The following is a 21,790-nucleotide window of genomic DNA, read 5'->3' as shown; positions in this document are numbered from 1 at the left end:
CAGAAACCGTTGACCCTGCAATAAATATCATTACTATACCCAGCTCCTGACGCGGGGTGGTTAGCTCAGTTGGGAGAGCGACGGCCTTACAAGCCGTAGGTCACAGGTTCGACCCCTGTACCACCCACCACTTCCCCTCACCTGCCCGGCAGGTTGATACAGGGAAGCAAGGAATGCGGACCGGTAGTTCAGTTGGTTAGAATGCCGGCCTGTCACGCCGGAGGTCGCGGGTTCGAGTCCCGTCCGGTCCGCCATATACAGAAAAGGCTCACACGCAAGTGTGGGCCTTTTTTGTATCTGTTGGATCGGCGTGCGAGAGCCCCCGTTCGACAACAGCGCGCAAGCGCTGGTGGACGCCGCAGGCGCCCGAAGGGTGAGCGGCCACGCCGCGAATCAATCCCGTCCGGTCCGCCATATACAAAAAAGGCTCACACGAAAGTGTGGGCCTTTTTTGTATCTGTTGGATCGGCGTGCGAGAGCCCCCGTACGACAACAGCGCGCAAGCGCTGGTGGACGCCGCAGGCGCCCGAAGGGTGAGCGGCCATGCCGCGAATCAATCCCGTCCGTCCACGACGGGCAAAACAGCCCCACTCAAAAGCACAGGGTCTTTTTCTAAAGCAGCACTGTTGCGGACAACAAAACGAGCAGCATTCAAAAAGCCGGGGCGGGAAGTTTGCGTCAGGACCGCACACCCAGCCCAGGCATCACGGCACCGGCGGCCAATCCCGCACTTTTTCACCCGCTTCCCACGCGTGTGCCCAGGCCGGCATCTCCGGCTGCCAGCCGTCTGCCCCCATTGCCCGACTCACCTCTTCTGCCGGTACCGTCCCCTTTTTACTGGTTACCGCTGTGCGTAACAGTACCGAAGAACACGGCTCGCCCTTTACCCACATGGATTGCAATACATAAATCCATCGACCATCAAATCCGGCAACTTGCGTGCGGATCGTGACCCGATCAAACGCCCGGATCCGTTTACGGTAGCGCACTGTACTGCCGGCAACGACCAGCCCCCAACGATGCTTCCGCAGGGCCGCGGCCAAACCGGTACGCACTGAGAGACTAAACCGACCAAGATCATAAAGCGTCAATACACGCCCGTTGTTCATCTCGATGAACATATCCAGATCCCAGGGCCGACACACAAAGGTGGCCTCATCGATACCACCTGGATCCAAAGGAGTCGCACGACGGGCACGCCATAAGGTGGCGAGAAAGCGGACGAAGGGATACATAAGTACAGCCTGCACAAATTGCTGAGTAACGGGAGCGCACAGGCACCCGGTAATGTGGCCGGATACTATGCGTCGGCAACCAGCAGTTCCAGAGCGCAAACCGTATTCGGTCGGTCTGGCCGATCATGTTGGAAGAATTCGCAAGCAGGTATTGGCGAACTGCCATTTCGACGCATTCACAGGCGTTGCCCCGGGAGCAAAAAACCGAGCGAGACACCCGTTGAACAAAAATCAGCCCAAGTCAGAAAAGTGCAAACAAATCGTTGACCGCCCGAAAAATTTCATTACTATACGCACCTCCTGACGCGGGGTGGTTAGCTCAGTTGGGAGAGCGACGGCCTTACAAGCCGTAGGTCACAGGTTCGACCCCTGTACCACCCACCACTTCCCCTCACCTGCCCGGCAGGTTGATACAGGGAAGCAAGGAATGCGGACCGGTAGTTCAGTTGGTTAGAATGCCGGCCTGTCACGCCGGAGGTCGCGGGTTCGAGTCCCGTCCGGTCCGCCATATACAGAAAAGGCTCACACGAAAGTGTGGGCCTTTTTTGTATCTGTTGGATCGGCGTACGAGAGCCCCCGTTCGACAACAGCGCGCAAGCGCTGGTGGACGCCGAAGGCGCCCGAAGGGTGAGCGGCTATGCCGCGAATCAATCCCGTCCGGTCCGCCAACTACAGCAAAGGCTCACACGAAAGTGTGGGCCTTTTTTGTATCTGCTGGATCGGCGTGCGAGAGCCCCGTTCGACAACAGCGCGCAAGCGCTGGTGGACGCCGCAGGCGCCCGAAGGGTGAGCGGCCACGCCGCGAATCAATCCCGTCTGCGCCGCCAACTACAGAAAAGGCTCACACGAAAGTGTGGGCCTTTTTTATATCTGTTGGATCGGCATGCGAGAAGCCCCGTTCGACAATAGCGCGCAAGCGCTGGTGGACGCCGCAGGCGCCCGAAGGGTGAGCGGCTATGCAACGACCCAACCCTGTCCGCCCCGCCCTATCCGCTCCGCCCTGTACGAAAAAGCCCCGCTCGCTGGAGCAGGGCTTTTTGTGTGCAAAATCGAGGGCAACGTTGGGGGAAGAACATTCCAGCACAACGTCAACCGAGCTGACGCTTACTCGTGCTTATGCTCTGGATAATAAGGCGCGAGCGCTTTGATCTTGGTTTCGAGATCCGTCACATGTTTCATATCCGTATTTTGTTTAACCTTCATCGCAGCAACGATCACTGCATGATGCTTCATCAGGCGTTCTGCATAATCCTTCTGGTCCGCCTTAACACGCTGGGTCAGAAAATAATCACTGATCGTCTCAATGATGTTTTGGGCATGAGTCTCCTTATTCATCACCCAACGTATTAGCTGGTTATTCGACTGGGGGTCGTCTTTACCGGACAATTGAGCGATTAAGTCGATCGACTTTCTCACGGTCGCCGCATCTTCCAGCATCAATTTGACCCTCGCGTGATCGTCATAGATTCCACAGGGAATCTGACAATGGCTATACGCGAGCTGCGAAAACCCGGCCGTTACGGCCAGGAGCAAAAACAGCGTACTGATAAGTTTCTTCATGGGTTGTCCGTCCCTTTTCTATCCGCGGTTTCCAACAGGAACCGGTACTTGCTTCGAAAAAATGGCACAAAAGCCTACCATTCCAACAACGCTACCGCCCAACAGTCTATCTAGGCTTTTTCAGCTTACCAATATCATTTATTCATTAAAGAGATTAGGAGAAATGAAAAACACGAACTGAAGAGGCTTGCGACGCCTCGGTTGCATTCACCGACACCCGGCGATCCGCAACGCCCGATGCCGACCCCGCTCGCGCTGTAAACTAGCGCTTGGCGACTGCCATCAGAACGGTCATTTCTCCTTCCTCTGCTTCCATCGAAAAAGGCCAGGAAATATCCGGCTGCTGAAAACCCGCACTCCCGATTGCACGCTCCACTTCCTCAGTGGTGAATCCAGGTCCGGCGCCGTTATCGCACTTCCACCAATCCCACTGCACAATGTGTCCGCCGGGCTTCAATAGCTGCCGCAAGCGGGCCAGTGTCTCTGCGTAGTTTTCGACAAATGCCAGTGCGGAAGATGCCACTACCAAGTCAAACCTATCGGCCAGGTGATAGGCACCCACCACCTCATCCGTGAGCGCTTGGGCAATCGTTGCAACACTTTCAATGTGCTTGGCCTCCAACACTGCAATCATTTTCGCAGAGGTGTCGAGCGCGACCACTTCCCTGGCGGACTGAGCAATGCGCTCGGCAAGCAATCCGGTTCCACAACCAAAATCAAAAATATGAGCCTCTTGCACACCTACCCTGGCGATCAGGCTCTCATACGCCTGTTGTGCATACGCAATCGCCTGCGCGTTATCGTCCCAACTCTCTGCGTAGTCATCCCAGCTGCTACCCATCGCAACCGTGCCTCCATCTTGTCATCGCACGAGATTTATTTCATTGATCGCGCAGACACGGTGCAACTAAGCTCATTCGTCCTCGGCACCAGACCAACACAGTGCCCGAGCTCAGACCAGTTTTTACGCCAGGATTCACTCATGCTCGACTATCATCAGGTGCGCAGAAATATTGCCAAACTGGTATAGGCGTACCGAGGCGCAAGCGAACCAAAAGAGATAAATTCACGATTTATCCGGAGTGTTACTCTCCATCGCCTGCGCATCACCTGGTCTCTGGGCAATCTGATCGCGATACTTCGTCAGTGCGTCTGACAGCGCCATATCGTAAGAAAGCACCCAGTCCAGGCAGGAAGTGAGCAGGATGTCGGCAACTCCAAACGCCTTACCTCCGACAAAAGCACGTCCGTCCTCGAGCCAGCGAGCGGCTTCGTCCAGCCCACGTCCGACGTATTTTTTCGCTGCGTCCACTGCGACCGGCGCTGCGCCATAGGTTTCTGAGAGTCCCAACGGGGGCTTATCATGCATTCGGACCGTGTATAGCCGCGCGTCCATCTCTGTCATGATGTAAAAGATTCTATCGAACAGCACGGCCCGCTCTGCGCTGCCGATCGCCGGCATTGGCATCCCGCGTTCTCCATAGCGATCCGCCAGATAGCAAATGATGGCCGCACTCTCACCGATCCCCACCCGGTCGTCCTGGTAAAACGGGACCTTGTGCCGCGGGTTCAGCTTAAGCAGCCCGGACTTTTCGATACCTCCACCACGGGGCAATACCTTCTTGTGCTCAAACTCCAGTCCGAGCTCAATCAACGCCCACTGTGGTCGTAAAGTGCGTGATGTCCCTGTACCCCAGACAACTCTCGATTCACTCATCGCGTCACCCCATCTCAACTTGGCATGCACGATAGAAATCCGCCATGCTGTTTACAGTCAGTGGCACAAGTATAAGGAGTCGACAGGAGGGGCCAGTACTATTGGATCAAGTTAAAGCGACAGGCTAGTGACTGAGAAGTCTCAACTGTCGTGAAGCGCGTAAAGTCTGCGAGCAGTGATCTCGGGGGCCACGCTCCAATGCACCTTGAATCGCCAGTCAACCCGAGCCCTGCGCCAGGGTTCAGATCCTAGTGAGTCATTGGTACCACTAACCGCGAGATTCCAACGCTTTTATTTTTTGGCGTTCTTCGAGGGCTTTACGCTGCAAGTACAGCGCGAGGACACTACCAGGCGCGTCTTGCCCCGCACGTCTGAACACGAAAATCAGGTTCACAATGGACAGCAGCAACAAGCCGATGACCAGCAATGCAGTGGAGTTGACCGACATAGTCTCAGAGTGAAATATCGCCGGGCCCATCAGCAACACGCAGTAAAGACAAAATAGCAACACTGCTGAATTACCGAGTATCACAATGGTTTTCATCGGTGTCTCCAGGAATTTTTTCATGGGTGTCATTCGCGCACGCCAGGTACATCCACCCTCTCTTCCAGCCTTTACGGTAGAGTCCCTTGGCGAACCAACTATAGCCGGGTAAAACCAGATCGCCAGAACGGGCCGAGCCTGGGCGCGGCAAGAAAACGTGGAGAATCCGGAGGCCGTCCGTGCAGGCTCACAGGGCCAATGATCGTTCGGAAGGCGAACAGTGCTGAATTTCAGCAGAAAAGATCATGAAACGGTGCATTTAATATGCGCGGGATTCAACTACGACTATCACCGTAGCGGCAGACATCAGAAAGACTACAGGCGCTCAATCGGGCAAACTGAACGACTCACCCAATAGCTGTTGTTTCAGGCCATCCCAATGGTCTTCCGGCACTTGAATCGCGACTTTTACGGCCTGTCCGTAGGATACATTGACGCAATAGCCACCGGCCTGCCCAACGAGAAACCGCAAACGCGACTCCTGGGCAAAACCGCACACTACCTGTGCATCCTTCAAGGGCACGTGAGTTTTGAGCTGGGCGCTCTGCAGGGCGGCGCTCACCGCGCCACGGTAGGCTCGCATTAGGCCGCCAACGCCGAGCTTTGTACCACCAAAGTAACGGGTGACGATCGCCCCCACATTACCGACATCCTGTTTAAGGAGAAACTCCAGCATTGGACGCCCGGCACTCCCACCTGGTTCGCCGTCGTCGTCAGCCTGCATCGTATCGGGGTTGGAAGGATTGCCAAGAATCAGTGCCGTACAGTGATGGCTGGCGTCTGGGTAACGTGTCTGGATTAACTCGACCTGTGCACGAAAAGCCGCTCTATCTTCAACCGGGCCGAGCCAGCAGATAAATCGGCTTTTCTTTTCCTCGGTTTCACTGACAACGGGTGATAAGGGACTCTGGTAACTCACCGGCGAACTCATCCCAGGATTGCGTTTGCAAGCGCTGGTAAAGCGGCTGCAGCTTGGTCTGCCAAATACGGTCGTCAACCACACCGACGTGTTTACAGCGGATCGTGCCGCCGGCATCCACCAGGAAGGTTTCCGGGGCACCGAATACACCCAGATCGAGTGCGAGCCGCCCTTCCTTGTCGAAGACACTGAACAGGTAGGGGTTATGGAACTTATCCAGCCACTTTCGCGCTTCAGCCGCATCGTCTTTCAAGTTGACGCCAACGATCGGCACGCCCTCTTCCGCCAGCTTGTTGAGATACGGGTGCTCAACACGACAGGCGATGCACCAGGTTGCCCAGACATTCATCAACAGCGGTTTTGCCGGAAGATCCGATTTCTTCACCAGCTGCTGCGTGTCAGATACCCGCGGCAAATCAAACTCCGGCACAGGCTTGTTCAGTAGTGCAGAGGGCATCTCTTGCGGATCAAGCGACAGACCGCGCCAGAACAGCACGGCCAGTGCCGCGAATATAATCAGGGGCAGAAAAAGTTTCAGCCTAGCCATGGTTGCGAAAGGACTCCTTTGACTCCGCAATACTCGATTCAGATTGCCTGCGGCGCGGGCTTACCAGACGTATCTTTTGATGACGCCTTCTCGGTATGTTGCACACGTGCTTTACGGTAACGCTTGTCGGCTACCGCAATAGCACCACCCAGCGCCATAAACAGTGAGCCAAGCCAGATCCAGACAACAAACGCCTTATACTGCAGGCGCACCGCCCAATCCCCTTCCGGGCGCATCCTGTCCATTGGCTCACCGAGAGCCACGTACAAATCTCGGAACAGGGTGGTGTTGATAGAAGCCTCGGTCATGGTATTGCCACCGGAGAAATAATTGCGTTTCTGCGGTTTCAACTCAGCAATCACTTCGCCATCGCGACTGACCAGCAATTGACCTTCCATCGCGCGGTAGTTCGGCCCCTGTACAATCTCGATGCCATCAAACCGGAAGGTATAGCCGGCCACTTCGTGGCTGCTACCGGGCGACATACGTACATCGTCCTCGACGCTGTAAACAGTCGTCAGCGCAGCACCCAGCACAGAGATGGCCAGACCGATATGAGCGAGATGCATACCGTAGTAGCTCGCGCGCTGGCGCTTCAGGCCAATCCAGAAGGATTCGGCGTTGCGAGTGCGCGAAAGGATATTGGCAATGCAGGATGCGGTTATCCAGACACCGGTGAAAATACCGACTGCCGCTCCCCAGTGGAAACCACCCAGCGCAAACGGCAGCGCCGCACCAGCGATCAGCGCGATCACGAAGGGCAAGCCCCACGCACCGAGCAGACGATCCCAGCGGCTGTCTTTCCAGTTGGCATGAATCCCCATACCCAGCAGTACGCCGAGCAACAGCGTGAGGGGTACAAAGAACAGGTTAAAGAATGGCGGGCCCACACTGATTTTGCCCCAGCCAAGCGCATCTGCCAGCAGCGGATACAGCGTTCCGGTCAGGACAACTCCGGTGATCAGCATCAGGAGGATATTGTTGCCGAGCAGGAAGGTTTCCAGCGAGCGGAAAGAGAATACACTTCCGGCGCTTACCGCCGGGGCGCGCAAGGCGAACAGAATCAGAGACAGGCCGACCACGATCACCAGGAAGCCCAGTATAAAACCGCCGCGAAGCGGATCGGTGGCAAAAGCATGCACGGAAGTCAGCACCCCGGAACGAACCAGGAAAGTACCCAGCAGGCTTAGACTGAAGGCAAAAATCGCGAGCAGGATGGTCCAGCTCTTGAACAGCCCCCGTTTTTCACTGACCGCAAGGGAGTGCAACAGCGCAGTACCCACCAGCCACGGCATAAAAGAGGCATTTTCGACCGGGTCCCAGAACCACCAGCCGCCCCAGCCAAGCTCGTAGTAGGCCCACCAGCTTCCCAGCGCGATGCCCAGCGTCAGGAAAGCCCAGGCCACTGCCGTCCAGGGCCGCGCCCAACGCGCCCACGCCGCATCCAGTTGCCCGCCGAGCAGGGCCGCAATGGCAAAGGCGAAGGCCACTGAAAATCCTACATACCCCATATACAACAGGGGTGGATGGATGATCATCCCCGGATCCTGCAACAGCGGATTCAGGTCATTACCTTCCACCGGCGGGAACGGCAGACCGCGATCGAACGGATTGGAGGTCATCAGGATAAACAGGAAAAAGCCGATCAGCACGATACCGAGCACAGACAGTACCCGGGCCACCAGCTCTTCAGGCAACTGCTTGCTGAACAGGGCCACAGCGGCAGTCCAGCCTGCGAGCATCAGCAACCACAAGAGGATAGAACCCTCATGTCCACCCCAAACCGCGGTGATCTTATAGTGCGTCGGCAGAATACTGTTGGAGTTCTGCGCCACATAATTGACGGTGAAGTCACTCTGCACGAATGCAAGTACAAGGCATACGAAGGCAATGGCGGTGAAAACCAGAATACCAAACGACAGTGGTCGCGCGGATTGCATCCAAATAGTGCGACAGGTATAGCTGCCGGCCATGGGAACAATAGCGAGCGCTACGGATAGCAGTACGCCCACCAGCAGGGAAAAATGGCCAAATTCAGGTGTCATATTTTTGCGTTGCCCTCACAGGTCGCCTTGCCAGCCATGCTCTCTGCAACTTCCGGCGGAGTGTAAGTTTCATCGTGCTTGGCCAACACCTGGTCCGCACGGACCTCTCCATTTCGCAGCAACTTACCGGTAACCACCGCGGCCTCCCCCTCTGCGAAAAGGTCGGGAAGAATTTTGTCGAACACCACGGTCAACTCTTCAGCGCCATCGGTAAGCATAAAGCGCACATCCAGAGAATCATCCGCGCGCACAATACTGCCCGGCACCACGCAGCCGCCGGCGCGAATACGTTTCTCAAACGGCACTTCACCGGCAGCGAATGCGCTGGGGGCATAGAAGAAGTCCATATTGTTGCGCATAGCGTAGGTGACAAAACCCACCGCGGCACTGGAGAGCGCGACCAGGACCACGACCAGTATCAGGCGTTGTTTACGTGCGGGATGCATGGGCATTAGGCGTCCTTAAACTTCTAGATTCAGTATTTGTTTCGCGACCAACCGTCAGGCGGTTTCACCAGCTTCTTCGCCGGACTTGGCTTGGCCGGACACGCGCTCGCCGCGCTCATTACGTCGCGCCTGGATGCGTTGCTGACGCTGCCACTCGCGCGCCAGCTGACGGCGGCGCAGAACCGGCTGCACCAACAGACTCGCCAGCGCAAACAGGGTTACCGCATAGGCAGCCCAGACATACGGGCCATGGCCATTCATTGCGAGAAACGCGGCGAAGCTCTCAAACTGGAATGTCATGTTACTTCCCTCCCGCCAGCAACTGCTGAACCCACTGGGTCTTTGACTCCCGCTGGATAACCAGTACCCGCGTATGACTGATCAGAGCCCAGGCATAGAACAGGTAAAAACCGGCAATCATGATCATCAGCGGATAAAACATGCTCGGATCAATGGTGCTTGATTCCGTAATTTTGATAGTGGCGGGCTGATGGAGCGTGAACCACCAGTCGACAGACTTGTAGATAATGGGAATATTGGCGGTGCCAACCAGGGCGAGAATGGCACTGGCCTTGTCCGCCATGACTTCACGGGTATAGGCACGCGACAGGGCGATGACACCGATGTAGAGGAACAGCAGCATAACCATCGACGTGATTCGCGCATCCCACACCCAGTAGGTACCCCACGTGGGCTTGCCCCAAACAGCGCCGGTAAACAGTGCAATAAAAGTCAGTACTGCGCCAATGGGGGCGGCCGCGCGCATGACCACGAACGACAGCTTCATCTTCCAGATCAGACCGATGGCACCGCTAATGGCCATGATGTAGTAACCGGCCAGGGCAAGAAACGCAGCGGGCACATGGATGTAGATAATGCGGTAACTATTGCCCTGCTTGGCGTCTTCTGGCGCAAAACCCAGCCCCCAGACCGTCCCGGTTACCAGCAATGCCAGACTAACTACCGCAATCCACGGCAGCCAGACACTGGTTTTTTCGTAAAACCAGCGGGGTGATCCCAAGCGGTGAAACCATTGCCAAGAAGCCACAGGCAACCTCCGTCAATTATCTGTACTGATGCGGATTGCACCCGCTGCCGCCAGCGGTGCCAGGGCAGCAGCGCCCGCCAGTAAAGCCGCCAACACTGCCAGCGGCGCAGCATAGTCGTAGCCATCAAGAGCGGCCTGCACCGCGCCCGTGCCGAAGATTAACACGGGCACATACAGCGGCATAACAATCAGCGCGAGAAGCAATCCCGGACGACGCAGCGCCACGGTCAGTGCCGCCCCGACCGAGCCGATCAAGCTCAAACTGGCAGTGCCCAGCAAAAGCGAGACCAACAGGCACCAGTAGCCGTCCGCCGACATATTCAGCATGCCTGCCAGCATCGGCGACAGCAGAGCCAACGGCAATCCAGTGACCAACCAGTGCACAGTCGCCTTGGCCAAAACGGCGAAATACAGGGGCTGTGGGGCGAGCGTCAGTTGCTCCAGCGAGCCATCTTCAAAATCACTGCGAAACAGACTCTCCTGGGAGAGCATGGTCGCCAACAGGGCCATGATCCAGATCATACCGGGGGCCATGCGCGCCAACAGCTCTGGCTCTGGCCCGACCCCGAGCGGAAGCAGCGCCAGCACCGTCACAAAAAACAGGATTGGATTGGCGATATCCGCGCGACGCCGCAGCGCCAACAACAACTCAACCCGCATCAGCGCGAGGAAACCCGTACTTGCCCGGCGCCCCTGCGCCGCTGGGACTGCAGCGACTTCGCCAAGATCAGCTGACGACATCAAGCGCCTCCCGTTTGGCGTAATCGCCAAGCCGTACGACCTGCAGGGATTCCAGAGAAACGGGCTGATGCGAGGTAAACAGCACCGCCCCACCCCGCGAAAGGTGCGCAGCCATTTGCTTTTCAAGGCTCGCAACACCGGCAACATCCAGCGCCGCTAGCGGCTCATCCAAAATCCACAATACCGGCGCATCGGGCAGAAAAAGGCGAGCGAGGGCGACCCGTCGGTTCTGACCCGCAGAGAGTTGTAGGCAGAGACTATCCTCGAAACCAAACAGATCGACACAGTCGAGCGCGTGCAGCGCCTCGTCGTGGCGCGCGCCATACCAGGCAAGATTCTCCAGCGGTGTCAGGCCGCGGCGCACCCCAGCATTGTGACCAATATACAGGAGGGATTCACGCAAATACGGAAGTGCCTCTGGATAGGCTTGCCCCCGCCACAAAATCTGGCCCTCGAAGTCGCTGGCACTGCCAATCAGGGTACGTAACAAGGTACTTTTACCGGCACCATTTGCGCCCTCCAGCTGAATTGCGCTACCCGCCTCGAGGGAAAAGGACAGCCCGGTAAACAGGCAGCGATCATCCCGCTCGCAGGTCAGATTCTGCACCTGCAATAACGGCCCTGTGTGTGGGACTGCCTGGGAGGATGACAACATAGACCTGAATCTATCCCTTGCAATGACGCTTCCCGCCGGCGGGAACAAGCGAATCAACTGGTGAAAAACTGAGCGCCATTATACCGGGAACGTCGGTAATTGCATGATTTTCGAGAGTCTCGACCCACCGGGGACTATTGGGTCATCACGGGTCGCGGTGATCCGGAGTGCGGTTTGGGTCCACTGGGCTGATCCAGATCCAGCGTGACCGACACCTGGCTACTCCCGGGGGCGAAGCGCACGCGCCGGCAAAGCCCTTCCAGCAGACTCAGGCCCCGCCCGCCGTAGGCGCCTGCCGGATCAAAAAACGCGGGAAAACCCTGTCCGCTGTCTTCGATGACAATGTCGAGCTCAGCGCGCTCTGCACTGGCAAAAAAGTCCAGGCGAATCCAACCGCTCTGCAAGCCTGCCCTGCCGCTCTCGAGTAAACGATAGTACTCGGCAAAGCCATCTTCACTGGCGCGCAGGGCGGTATCGAGCCGCAGTAGCCCGTGCTCAAGCGCATTGCGCAACAACTCACCAAGCACTGTCGACACGACTTCGCGTATGCCATCGAGTCCTCGCAAACGTTCGAGTAATACCAGCAACTCTGGCAGCACCTCACGCTGGCGTAATTCCTCTGCCGTTAACGTCTGGCTATATGTCCAATCGCGCAAGGGCATAGGCGCCACTGGCGCCAGATAGTCGGCCACCACCTCATCCACGCCCCGCCGACTCGACGACTCGATATTTTGCCGACCAACGGGGGAAGGCCGGATCGGGATACTATCGAGATCAACCTCAACCAGAGAAAGATCATCGTGCTGCTCCAGGCTGTAACCGCTCACCTCGAGGAGCAGCTGGTCAAAGCGGCGCTGCGGGTCCGGGCAAGATTCCAGCGACGCCAGTAATCGCTCTTCACCGAACAACTCCCCTTCCGGATTGCGCGCCTCAAGCAATCCGTCACTCCAGAAATACAGCCGGTCTCCGGCATCGAGCTTCACATGCTGTACGCAGCGTTCAAAGTCCACATCCGCCAAGACACCGAGCGGCAGGTGGCGGGAATCAAGCATCAACGCGCCCTGCTCACGCAACACACAACCACTGGGCATGGCGGCATTGAATACCCGCAGCTGCAACCGGTGCATATCCAGTTCAACAAGAAAGGCGCAAGCGAACATATTGGCGGGTAGCACCGAATACAGCTTGTTATTCAGTTCACGGGCGAGATGCCCCAATGAAAAGCCCTTGGGCGCCATGGAGTAGAAAATCGACGTCAGTGGGACTGCTCCCACCGCAGCGGAGAGTCCGTGCCCGGTGATATCGCCAAGCATTAAAAACAGCCGACCACCGGGAGCCCACGCAGCTGCCAACACATCCCCATTGAGCAACGCCTGCGGAGACAGGTGGTAGCGAATGGCCCGCAGCTGTCCCAGGCACCCCTCTTTACTCATGTTGGAAAAAATCTGTCGTGCACCAGCCAGCTCGTGCAGTAGATCAGCGTGGTTACGTCGAACCTGATTACGCTGGGCCAGTAGCGCACGGCCCAAGCCACAAAATCGACGCAGCGATGCTAACTTTGCTGCGACCAACTTGCGCTGGTAAGGCAACAGAAGAACGTCATCGCAACCAGCAGGCAATTTCCCGGGAGACTGGATATCAGAATTCGCCAGCACAAGAAGAATGGGGACCGGATCCAGTCCGACCCGGGTGCGCAGCGTTTTCAGCGCCCCTTCCTCCAGGTCGCGTGAGGATTTGGGACCAAAAATAATCAGGTCCGGGGATTCTATCGCATACTGTTCTTCGGCCGAATCCGTATCGGCAAACACCAGCGGCGAAATCGAAACACCCCGACCCAACGCTTCACCACAGGAAAACAGCAACGCACAGAGCTCCACCGCTGCATCCACCGCCTGCTCAATAACAAAAACACGGAATGCAACTTCCACGGTCAGCGGATTCTGAAGAGTTTATCGAAGTTTGAGATCGCCAGAACGCGCGCAACGTGGTCATTGGCATTGACCAGCTCGACGGTCAGGGGTTCACCCTCCTCCTGCTTCGCAAGAGTGTGATCCCGCAACAGAAGTAACATGCCCAGCGCGGCACTATCGAGATAGCTGGTTTCGGCGAGGTCGATGCAGAACACCCGAGGGTTACCCGCACATGACTGGTAGGCTTTCTGGAATTCACTATGCAAGTTGAAATCAAAGCTACCGTCGACCCGAATGGTCAGCGCCGCACCATCAGCGGACAACTCCGACGAAACCCGTGCGGGCGCATGGTCGAAGCCAATCATTTGAACCTCCTGTTCACGACGAAAACGCTGGCAAACCTGACGCGAAGCCGCTGCACCCGGTGAACCGAAGTGATCGGCCACCGTCGCACAAAAGCGTCCCATCAGATTGACCAGGGCAACGCCCGGCAATCCGACCGATTGGTGATCGCACGAAAGCAAAAAGGCGCCTAAAGAGGCGCCCTATGCGATTATTCGTAGTCGTAGTCAGTCAGCTCTCGACAGAGGCGAATTTCCTCGAGCTTGTCTTCCACCATGCGGCGGGCATCTCGCGGAGCCTCCGAAGCGGCCTCTCGCAACACGTCGGATGCGAGTTGTGGGATGTCGTTGTTATTGATATCGAAGTGACGTTCGCTGGTATTGCTACTCATAGTAAACTCCACGCATTCGATTCTGCCCCGCCTTGCGGTCACAGAAACACCCTTGTTGTTTTTGTTTTGCCCTCGCAGATTAGCCATCTCGCCGCTTGGAGGTCAAGAAGAAATTTGCGCTGGGAAACAACTTTTTTCGCGCCGATTCCGAGAAAGGAATCCGTTGCAAATTCATCCTTCTCGATCGCGGAACCTGGCGCAAAGATATCCGCGAATGTTGACCAGAATGCGACAGTTTTACGACAAATCTGCGATCCTCGAAATGACCGAAAGTGGCGCGTAGAGAAACACTCGTGTTACCCTCGGTGACACACTTCGGCACAATCGCTAGAATGCGCCGCAGTTCCGAACCTGACACCCAGGAACACGCATAGCGCCCGTAGCTCAACCGGATAGAGCAGCCGCCTCCTAAGCGGCAGGTTGGGGGTTCGATTCCCTCCGGGCGCGCCACTTTTGCCGAGCTCCCCTCCCCTAACAGGGTATCCCCGCGACATCATTGTCCAGCGTTCGATGACACCACCCTGAGTCCTGCAAGCACTTCATGACTCATCGTCCACCCATTTAATGAGCCACCGCCCTGTCGCACTATAATTCCGAGAACCTGATCCGGGTGCCCCGGCACCCTCTCGGATCCGTATAGAAGCACCGTCAGCGCCATTTGTGTCCCACCGGGAACCTAGTCATGAAGCGAGACTTGATTCAGGAACTGAGCCAACTCACCAGCGAGGCACGGAACCCCGATTCCGAAGATATCGATCTTCTGCCCACCATGGGGGTTCTCCAGCTCATCAATGCCGCCGATGCCGATGTCCCGCCGGCAGTGGCAAAAGAGCTACCGGCAATTGCGGCCGCCGTTGACGCGATCGTCTCAGCCTTTCGCAAGGGTGGGCGTCTGATTTATATGGGTGCCGGGACCAGTGGCCGTCTCGGCATCCTGGACGCCGTTGAATGTCCACCCACCTACGGCGTCCCAGAAGGCATGGTGGTGGCCTTGATCGCGGGCGGCGAGGACGCCGTCTACCGCGCCAAGGAGGGCGCTGAAGACAGCGAGCCTCTCGGCCGGCAGGACCTTGTCGACATTGAGCTGTCGGCAAACGACGTGGTGGTCGGGATTGCCGCCAGCGGGCGAACACCCTATGTCATTGGGGGGTTGCTGTACGCAAGAACGCTCGGCTGCACGACCGTCGCACTGTCCTGCAACAAGTCGGCTGCTGTGGGAAAAGAGGCAGACATTGCGATCCTGCCAGAGGTCGGACCGGAAATTCTCACTGGATCCACCCGGATGAAAGCAGGCACCGCACAAAAACTGGTGCTGAACATGCTGACCACTGCCAGCATGATCCGGCTCGGAAAAAGTTTTCACAATTTGATGGTGGATGTGAAAGCCACCAACGAGAAGCTTATCGGTCGGACCCGACGTATCGTAATGGAAGCGACCGGCGTCTCCCTCGAAGAAGCAGACCGCGTCCTGGCCAGTTGCGACCACAATGCCAAGCTCGCCATCATGATGATTCTCAGTGGCCTTCCCGCCGATCAAGCGGAAGCCGCACTCGCCGAGTCAGACGGGTTCCTGCGCCTCGCACTGCAAAAACTGGGAAGAGACTCCGGAGACAAGCCGGCCAAGGCGGTCGGACACTAACCCCAGCCCAGCCCGATCGCTCCATCACGGTCTCCGTCTGTCGCTATCGCGCACCGCATCGGCAACCCGCTCCAGCCAGTGGCGCACAGGTTTTTCTGTTCCCCCCTGCAAATGCAGCTGGCAACCGATGTTGGCGGTCAGGATTTCATCGGGTTCACTGTCCAGTAACGCATTCAGCTTGCGCTTGCGTAATTCCTTCGCGCGCTCGGGCTGGAGGATCGAGTAGGTTCCTGCAGACCCGCAACACAGATGGCCATCAGCGACCGCAGGCAAGGCCAGTCCCATCCGGCCCAGCAGCCTCTCCACCCGTCCATGCAACTGCTGCCCATGCTGCAATGTACACGGACAGTGAAAAACACTCTCCGGCTCAGACGCAAGCATCGGCGGGACGAAGCGCTCCTCCTCGATAAGCGCTTCGAGAATTTCGACCGGATCACGAACCAGGTTCGCCAGCACCATGGCCCGCTCCGCGTAGTCCGGATCATCAGCAAGCAACGCCGGGTAGTCTTTCAGCTGAGCACCACATCCGGAAGCCGACATCACGATAGCGCGCACGCTGTGCTGCTCTCGCAGGGGCCACCAGGTATCAACATTGGCTCGCGCCAGCGCCCTTCCCTGCTCCTCCGCCCCGGTATGCGTACTGACTGCACCGCAGCATCCCGCCGCGGCGGGAGCGAGCACCTTCACACCGCAATGCGAGAGCACGTCCTCGAGAGCGCGATCCGTTTGGGGACGCAGGGTTGGCTGGACGCAACCCCGCAATAGTAAAACAACGTCCTTAGACGCACTTCCAGCTGGCACCGGTTGCGCTGGTATGGCCGCGCTGTGCGGTGACGGGAAGCTGTGCAGTGCCGGGAAATAAACGCGACGAAGGTAGGCTGGGAGTAGCGGCGCAAAAACGCGGCCGATCCTTATCAGACCGCCAAATAATCTGGGAGACAGCATCAGTTGACGAATGGCCGCGCGCATAAAGCGCTGCGCAAAACTCCGCGGAACCAGCTGATCAACCGTCTCTCGACCAATAGCCAGCAACGTATGATACTCAACCCCTGATGGGCAGGTGGTCTCACAACTTCGACAGGTCAGGCAACGATCCAGGTGCGTCCGCGTAATCTCGCCAGCCTCACCACGCTCGAGCATTTCCTTCATCAGGTATATGCGCCCCCGGGGGCTATCGAGTTCATTGGACTCGAGCAGGTATGTTGGGCACGTTGCAGTACAGAACCCACAATGCACACACGCATTCAGTACTTTTTCCGCACGTGCGGACGCCTGTGCCGAAAGCAGGTTATCAACGAGATCTACTTGCATGGCCGCGATCCTCCGTGTTGGCTATCCGGCGCGACGGACGAAGACGTCTCTGGACCACCAAAGTGCACCTGGTACAACTCGCGATTAAAGATTCCGTGTGGATCAAACGCATCCCGTATCCGCTGACCCCAACTCCCCCTGGGTTGTGGCAGCGCCGGCTCGCCACGAAACACCCGCAAGAAGCCACCGGCGGCCGCCGCATCTCGGGCCAACTGATGATGATCACCGCCACGCACCCACACCCTGGCACCCTCCCATTCGCCGAGATATTCGTCCGTGACAGGTACGAAATGGCGATATCGTGGTAAGTACGCGCAGGCAAGATCCGCCTGATGGAAAAAACCGGACCGAAGATTTTTCAGCGCCTGCCAATCGAGAGTACTCTCGTCACCTCCCAGCTTGTCCAGCGCGGCAGAGATAGCACTCTCGCGGCCACTCAGACGCAAATGCAGTTGTCCCTCATGGAAACACGTCCCATTCAGGAGCGGGCGTAACTCACGCGTGGTCTTCCACCACTCCTGGAGGGCCTCCGGCTGTTTTGGGTTCACTGCAAAACTACGGCTCACACTGAATTCGGCGCGAGGCAGCAGGCGCAAGCTCACATCCAGGATTAAACCAAGAGTCCCCAGGGCACCCACTTGCAGGCGCGCAAAATCGTAGCCCGCCACATTTTTCATGACCTGGCCACCAAAGTTCACCACCTGGCCACGACCGTTGATAAGCCGGCATCCAACCACCGAATCTCTCAAGGACATGCCGAATGCTCTCGCCGGCCCATCCCAACCACTGGCGATGGCGCCACCGATGGTGCTGTGTTCATCCGGACAGGGAATATCGGCCGCAAGTTGTTGCCCATGGGCCGCGAGCAAACTTTCCAGTTCGATCAGTGGAGTGCCCGCCCGCACTTTCAACATGAGCTCATCGGGCTGGTACTCAATCACACCACAATGATCACCAACAGAGAGCGATGCGTCGGCAGCGGGAAAAAAATTCCCCCGACTGCCTGCCCCTTTCAACGTGAGCGCGTGCGGTTCACTAGCCTCCAACGCAAGCTGAACCTGCTGCTGCAACCAATCCGTTCTGTCGTGTTCACTCAATGGCCAATCCTTCTCATCACGAGCCCTGTCACAGGCACTATTCTGCGCGCTCTGTACGCCTCAACGCCCGGTACTCCTGGCAGTGCGCCAATGTAGGTATGAGCTTTCCGGGGTTGAGTAACGTATCTGGATCTATGGCCGACTTGATCGCCAGGAATTGTTCGATTTCTGCATCGGTAAACTGTACGGCCATTGAATGGATCTTCTCGATACCGACACCATGCTCTCCCGTGATGGTGCCACCCACCTCAATACAAAATTCGAGAATATCGGCAGCCAGTTTTTCCACGCGCTCAAGCTCTCCCTGCACGCCCGCATCAAACATGATAATCGGGTGCAGGTTCCCGTCGCCCGCATGGAACACATTGGCGACGCGCAGATCGTAGCGCTGGGAGAATGCCTGTATTGCCTCGAGCACATCACCAATACGATGCCGGGGTACCGTCCCATCAATGCAGTAATAATCCGGACTCAAGCGCCCCACCGCAGGGAAAGCACTTTTCCGGCCCAGCCACCAAAGCTGACGCTGGGATTCGTTTTCCGCAAGCTGTACCCGGGACGCCCCCGCTTGTCCCAGCACTTCGCGCACCAGTATCAGCTCCGCTTCAACTTCCAGCGGATCCCCATCCAGATCAATGATCAGGATAGCGGCGGCATCCCTGGCATAGCCCGCATGGCAGAAGTCTTCGGTGGCCGAAATCGCCAGGGCATCCATCATTTCCAGCGCCGCCGGAACGACCCCGGCGCGCACGATTGCTGACACGGCATCCGCAGCGCCGCGCACCGTGTCAAAATCCACCAGCAGGGTTTTGGTTTGAGTAGGGCGAGGGGTCAGCTTCACCGTTACCTCGGTAACGATCCCAAGGCATCCCTCCGATCCATGTGTCAGTGCCAGCAGATCGTAGCCCGGCTGCGACAGGCAATCGCTGCCTACTTCGAGAATTTCACCTTCAACAGTCACCACCCGCAGCGCCAGAACGTTTTGAACGGTGACCCCATATTTCAGGCAATGTACACCGCCCGCATTTTCTGCGACGTTGCCACCAATTGAACACGCGATTTGTGAAGAGGGATCTGGTGCATAGTAAAGACCATGCTGACTGGCAGCGCGACTGATTTGCTCGTTGATCACGCCGGGCTGTACCCGCGCTGTCATAGTGATCGGGTCGAGGGAAAGTATGCGGTTCATGGGGGCTGTCACGAGCAATACGCCATCGCGATTGGGCTTCGCGCCGGCGGAGAGCCCCGTACCCGCACCGCGTGTTACCAACGGGACCTTCAATCTCTGGCAGAGCCTGGCGACATCCTGCACCTCCCGCTCAGAAGCCGCCAACACCACCGCCTTCGGTCGCTCGCAATAAACCGGCAGGGCATCGCATTCAAACGGCGCTACCTGCTCGGATGCACTCAGCACACGCTCTTTGGAGACCAGTGACTGCAGCTGCAGGATCAAGTTCGGGGCAGACAATGGCAGTAACTCCTTTTATGACGTGAACGAATACATCGCGACACGGCTTCTCGCCAGCCTAAAAAGCGCAAACCCTACGCGCGGCAGCAAACAACGACCCTACTAAAGTAGACAAGGCTTGGATGCCTGCTTTTCCCGCCCCTCGGCAAGGGACGGGACAAGCCAATATCGTGCTGCATCCTGTTGTCCTGTCGTCGTGCGCCCTGTCAGGTCAACCAGGGTGACGACGTGACATCAGATGGCTTCCAGCTCCCTGATCCCCTGCTCCGCTTCTTTCGAAGTCATGACCCGGATGCCGACGCCATTGGGCATTGCGCGCACGCCGTGCATTTCCAGGTCATCGCGCTCATGCACATAGGAACTAATGGCGCTGAGAATTTCTTGTGTAATTTCCTGCCCGGGCACCAATAACGGAATACCCGGTGGATAGGGCACCACTTCATCGCAGGAGATTCGACCGACCAGCGCCGCAATGCCGGCCTCGTCCAAGGCCAACAATTCCCCGCGAGCGTAGTAGGCAGTCCGTGGCAACACGCAAATGTCACTCAGTGCTGGCAAGGACTGTCCATCGGGCGCGATTTGCCCGCCCGCTTCAGCACGCTCGGATAATACGCGCAACGCCTGTTTCAGACGCAGCAACTTGCTCTCGGTAGTACCGATAGTTACCAGGAATGACAGCGTATTGTGGGTATTCTTCTCCACCTGGATATCAAATTCGTTGAACAAAACCTGCTGGGCAACAGGCGCCGACAAGCCCGCTCGACCCACATCAATCGTGACTTTGGTCGGATCCAAACGCACACCATCCTGTGCAACTTCTTCACTACACAGGTCTTCTGCAGTCAGGCACCGGAAGCCGGTATTGGCATGGACGAAATCCCGGATTTCGCTGGCAAACGCCAGTGTTCTGCTCATCACCGAGTAGCCTTCGATGCTCATTTGCTTCCGGGCAACATCCAGGCTGGCGATCATGCCGTACTGCGGGCTCGTGGAAGTGTGCATGTTGATGTCTTCGCGGAACCCGGCCGCGTCGAAATCCCCTACGGACTCTCCGACATGAATCATGCTGGCCTGGGAAAATGCTGAAAGCATCTTGTGCGTCGAATGCGTCACGAAATCCGCTCCGGACTCCAGCGCAGTCGGTCGCAGTTCCGGATGGAAGCGACCGTGGGCGTACCAGGCCTCATCAATCAGAATATACAGGCCATGTTCATGTGCGTAATCGATGATTGGCTTGAGATCATAGCGCAGGCCGTCATAGGTACAGGAGGTCAACACCAGCATGCGTGCGCCGGGATTCTCATCAATTGCCCGGAAAATACTCGCCTTCGGCACCGGGCCATAGATGCCATATTCCTGATTGACCGAAGACTCCAGATAGACCGGCAGCGCGCCACTCATGATCATCGCATGGTGCACGGACTTGTGGCAGTTTCGATCCACCACCACCCGATCCCCCTGGCGCAGCAGGTGCTGCAATACGATCTTGTTGGAGGTTGACGTACCGTTGGTGACGAAATAGCTGTGTGCCGAACCAAAGGTTTTCGCGGTCAACTGTTGCGCCTGGCGGATGACACTGACCGGATCCATAAGGGAATCGAGCATTTTCACACTGACAGACAAGTCCGTATTGAAAATGTGTTCGCCCATAAATCGATAGAAATCCACTACCCAGGGGCTGGAACTCAGGCTGTCACCGCTGGAATGTCCCGGAGTGTGCCAGGAATCCCGTGCAGCATAGACATACTCTTTCAGGGCATCCGCAAAGGGGGTCGCAATGCGCTCCAGCAGGATCCGGCGCAACGTGCGGTAAACGACCCCATAGTTCGATTCAGCGCGGGAAATCACACACTCGTAGACGCGATCTTCTGCCGGCGCACTCGCTGCAGTCAGCAACACGCAATCAATCTCGGCACGATAGCTGCGAAGCTGGCCATAGGTCGCCCTTAACACCTCCTCACCGAGACTGCCATCGTCCACCGCAACCACCTGGGTCGCACCATCTTGCAGGTAGACCTGCAGCGCCTCTCCCGGCTCACAATACGCAAATTTGAGAGAAATCGGGGAGCCGGAATCACTTTCCGCTACCAGTTCCAGTTCTCCCGCCCAACGGCGCCCGAAGGCCTCGTCAGCGGTGACCAATACAACATTGCAATTCATGCGTTACTTATCTCG

21 protein-coding genes and 5 tRNA genes are annotated in these 21,790 nt (G+C 57.3%); 6 read left to right on the top strand and 20 right to left on the bottom strand.

From position 1 onward, the window contains the following. Positions 1 to 54 precede the first annotated feature (54 nt). Positions 55 to 130 (top strand) — tRNA-Val (locus ACXAD0_RS10480). Positions 131 to 177: 47 nt separating this feature from the next. Continuing rightward, a tRNA-Asp gene (locus ACXAD0_RS10475) sits at positions 178 to 254 on the top strand. Between the two features lie 450 nt (positions 255 to 704). Here the strand turns inward: ACXAD0_RS10475 and ACXAD0_RS10470 are convergent. Beyond that, on the bottom strand, positions 705 to 1,235 hold the full coding sequence (locus tag ACXAD0_RS10470; protein WP_475088350.1) for an acyl-CoA thioesterase: 531 nt from the start codon (positions 1,233 to 1,235) through the stop codon (positions 705 to 707). 308 nt (positions 1,236 to 1,543) lie between these two features. Between ACXAD0_RS10470 and ACXAD0_RS10465 the strand changes: the two genes are divergently transcribed. Next, positions 1,544 to 1,619: transfer RNA gene (locus ACXAD0_RS10465), tRNA-Val, on the top strand. Between the two features lie 47 nt (positions 1,620 to 1,666). Then, positions 1,667 to 1,743, top strand: a tRNA-Asp gene (locus tag ACXAD0_RS10460). Between the two features lie 596 nt (positions 1,744 to 2,339). On the opposite strand, the gene ACXAD0_RS10455 is transcribed toward ACXAD0_RS10460, so the two are convergent. The 15 genes from ACXAD0_RS10455 to ACXAD0_RS10385 all read right to left on the bottom strand — a co-directional run bounded on the left by ACXAD0_RS10455 (position 2,340) and on the right by ACXAD0_RS10385 (position 14,100). After that, on the bottom strand, positions 2,340 to 2,795 hold the full coding sequence (locus ACXAD0_RS10455; protein WP_475088349.1) for a superoxide dismutase, Ni: 456 nt from the start codon (positions 2,793 to 2,795) through the stop codon (positions 2,340 to 2,342). 262 nt (positions 2,796 to 3,057) lie between these two features. After that, positions 3,058 to 3,636: a class I SAM-dependent DNA methyltransferase gene (locus tag ACXAD0_RS10450; RefSeq protein ID WP_475088348.1), complete on the bottom strand. Its 579-nt coding sequence runs from the start codon at positions 3,634 to 3,636 to the stop codon at positions 3,058 to 3,060. Between the two features lie 225 nt (positions 3,637 to 3,861). Further along, positions 3,862 to 4,512, bottom strand: a complete 651-nt coding sequence (locus ACXAD0_RS10445) for a glutathione S-transferase family protein (protein WP_475088347.1) — start codon at positions 4,510 to 4,512, stop codon at positions 3,862 to 3,864. A gap of 268 nt (positions 4,513 to 4,780) precedes the next feature. Further along, positions 4,781 to 5,080, bottom strand: a complete 300-nt coding sequence (locus ACXAD0_RS10440; RefSeq protein WP_475088346.1) for a hypothetical protein — start codon at positions 5,078 to 5,080, stop codon at positions 4,781 to 4,783. Between the two features lie 301 nt (positions 5,081 to 5,381). Continuing rightward, entirely contained in the window at positions 5,382 to 5,975 is a 594-nt protein-coding gene (locus ACXAD0_RS10435) for an IMPACT family protein (protein ID WP_475088345.1), read from the bottom strand. Further along, positions 5,938 to 6,522, bottom strand: coding sequence for a DsbE family thiol:disulfide interchange protein (locus tag ACXAD0_RS10430; protein ID WP_475088344.1), 585 nt, complete (start codon positions 6,520 to 6,522; stop codon positions 5,938 to 5,940). The genes ACXAD0_RS10435 and ACXAD0_RS10430 overlap by 38 nt, the downstream gene beginning before the upstream one ends. A gap of 38 nt (positions 6,523 to 6,560) precedes the next feature. Continuing rightward, the gene (locus ACXAD0_RS10425; protein WP_475088343.1) at positions 6,561 to 8,567 is read right to left on the bottom strand and encodes a heme lyase CcmF/NrfE family subunit; all 2,007 of its coding nucleotides are present in this window, start codon (positions 8,565 to 8,567) and stop codon (positions 6,561 to 6,563) included. After that, positions 8,564 to 9,013, bottom strand: a complete 450-nt coding sequence (locus ACXAD0_RS10420; protein ID WP_475090363.1) for a cytochrome c maturation protein CcmE — start codon at positions 9,011 to 9,013, stop codon at positions 8,564 to 8,566. The genes ACXAD0_RS10425 and ACXAD0_RS10420 overlap by 4 nt, the downstream gene beginning before the upstream one ends. Before the next feature lie 54 nt (positions 9,014 to 9,067). Further along, positions 9,068 to 9,313: a heme exporter protein CcmD gene (gene ccmD, locus ACXAD0_RS10415; RefSeq protein WP_475088342.1), complete on the bottom strand. Its 246-nt coding sequence runs from the start codon at positions 9,311 to 9,313 to the stop codon at positions 9,068 to 9,070. 1 nt (position 9,314) lies between these two features. After that, positions 9,315 to 10,061: a heme ABC transporter permease CcmC gene (gene ccmC, locus ACXAD0_RS10410; RefSeq protein WP_475088341.1), complete on the bottom strand. Its 747-nt coding sequence runs from the start codon at positions 10,059 to 10,061 to the stop codon at positions 9,315 to 9,317. A 12-nt stretch (positions 10,062 to 10,073) separates the two neighbouring features. Next, a complete protein-coding gene (ccmB, locus tag ACXAD0_RS10405) occupies positions 10,074 to 10,721 on the bottom strand; it encodes a heme exporter protein CcmB (RefSeq protein WP_475090362.1) in 648 nt (215 codons plus the stop codon). Positions 10,722 to 10,788: 67 nt separating this feature from the next. Continuing rightward, positions 10,789 to 11,457 (bottom strand): cytochrome c biogenesis heme-transporting ATPase CcmA, encoded by a 669-nt coding sequence (gene ccmA, locus ACXAD0_RS10400; protein WP_475088340.1) that lies wholly within the window; start codon positions 11,455 to 11,457, stop codon positions 10,789 to 10,791. 134 nt (positions 11,458 to 11,591) lie between these two features. Then, entirely contained in the window at positions 11,592 to 13,385 is a 1,794-nt protein-coding gene (locus tag ACXAD0_RS10395) for an ATP-binding SpoIIE family protein phosphatase (RefSeq protein WP_475088339.1), read from the bottom strand. Between the two features lie 2 nt (positions 13,386 to 13,387). Continuing rightward, positions 13,388 to 13,834 (bottom strand): STAS domain-containing protein, encoded by a 447-nt coding sequence (locus tag ACXAD0_RS10390; protein WP_475088338.1) that lies wholly within the window; start codon positions 13,832 to 13,834, stop codon positions 13,388 to 13,390. Between the two features lie 86 nt (positions 13,835 to 13,920). Beyond that, entirely contained in the window at positions 13,921 to 14,100 is a 180-nt protein-coding gene (locus ACXAD0_RS10385) for a PA3496 family putative envelope integrity protein (protein ID WP_475088337.1), read from the bottom strand. Between the two features lie 373 nt (positions 14,101 to 14,473). On the opposite strand from ACXAD0_RS10385, the gene ACXAD0_RS10380 reads away from it, so the two are divergent. Continuing rightward, positions 14,474 to 14,550: transfer RNA gene (locus ACXAD0_RS10380), tRNA-Arg, on the top strand. A gap of 232 nt (positions 14,551 to 14,782) precedes the next feature. Continuing rightward, positions 14,783 to 15,739 (top strand): N-acetylmuramic acid 6-phosphate etherase, encoded by a 957-nt coding sequence (murQ, locus tag ACXAD0_RS10375; RefSeq protein WP_475088336.1) that lies wholly within the window; start codon positions 14,783 to 14,785, stop codon positions 15,737 to 15,739. A gap of 24 nt (positions 15,740 to 15,763) precedes the next feature. Here the strand turns inward: murQ and glcF are convergent, their stop codons facing one another. The 4 genes from glcF to ACXAD0_RS10355 form a co-directional block, all read right to left on the bottom strand. Further along, positions 15,764 to 17,050 (bottom strand): glycolate oxidase subunit GlcF, encoded by a 1,287-nt coding sequence (gene glcF, locus ACXAD0_RS10370; protein ID WP_475088335.1) that lies wholly within the window; start codon positions 17,048 to 17,050, stop codon positions 15,764 to 15,766. Next, positions 17,041 to 18,147 (bottom strand): FAD-binding protein, encoded by a 1,107-nt coding sequence (locus ACXAD0_RS10365; RefSeq protein WP_475088334.1) that lies wholly within the window; start codon positions 18,145 to 18,147, stop codon positions 17,041 to 17,043. Before ACXAD0_RS10365 ends, glcF begins: the two co-directional genes overlap by 10 nt. Positions 18,148 to 18,184: 37 nt before the next feature. Further along, the gene (locus ACXAD0_RS10360) at positions 18,185 to 19,615 is read right to left on the bottom strand and encodes an FAD-linked oxidase C-terminal domain-containing protein (RefSeq protein WP_475088333.1); all 1,431 of its coding nucleotides are present in this window, start codon (positions 19,613 to 19,615) and stop codon (positions 18,185 to 18,187) included. Positions 19,616 to 19,849: 234 nt separating this feature from the next. Next, positions 19,850 to 21,775, bottom strand: a complete 1,926-nt coding sequence (locus ACXAD0_RS10355) for an aminotransferase class I/II-fold pyridoxal phosphate-dependent enzyme (RefSeq protein ID WP_475088332.1) — start codon at positions 21,773 to 21,775, stop codon at positions 19,850 to 19,852. Between the last annotated feature and the right edge of the window lie 15 nt (positions 21,776 to 21,790).

This window comes from Microbulbifer sp. ABF4_148, assembly GCF_056158985.1.
The sequence above is the reverse complement of the archived record's forward strand: the minus strand, read 5'-3'. Positions and strand labels throughout refer to the sequence as shown.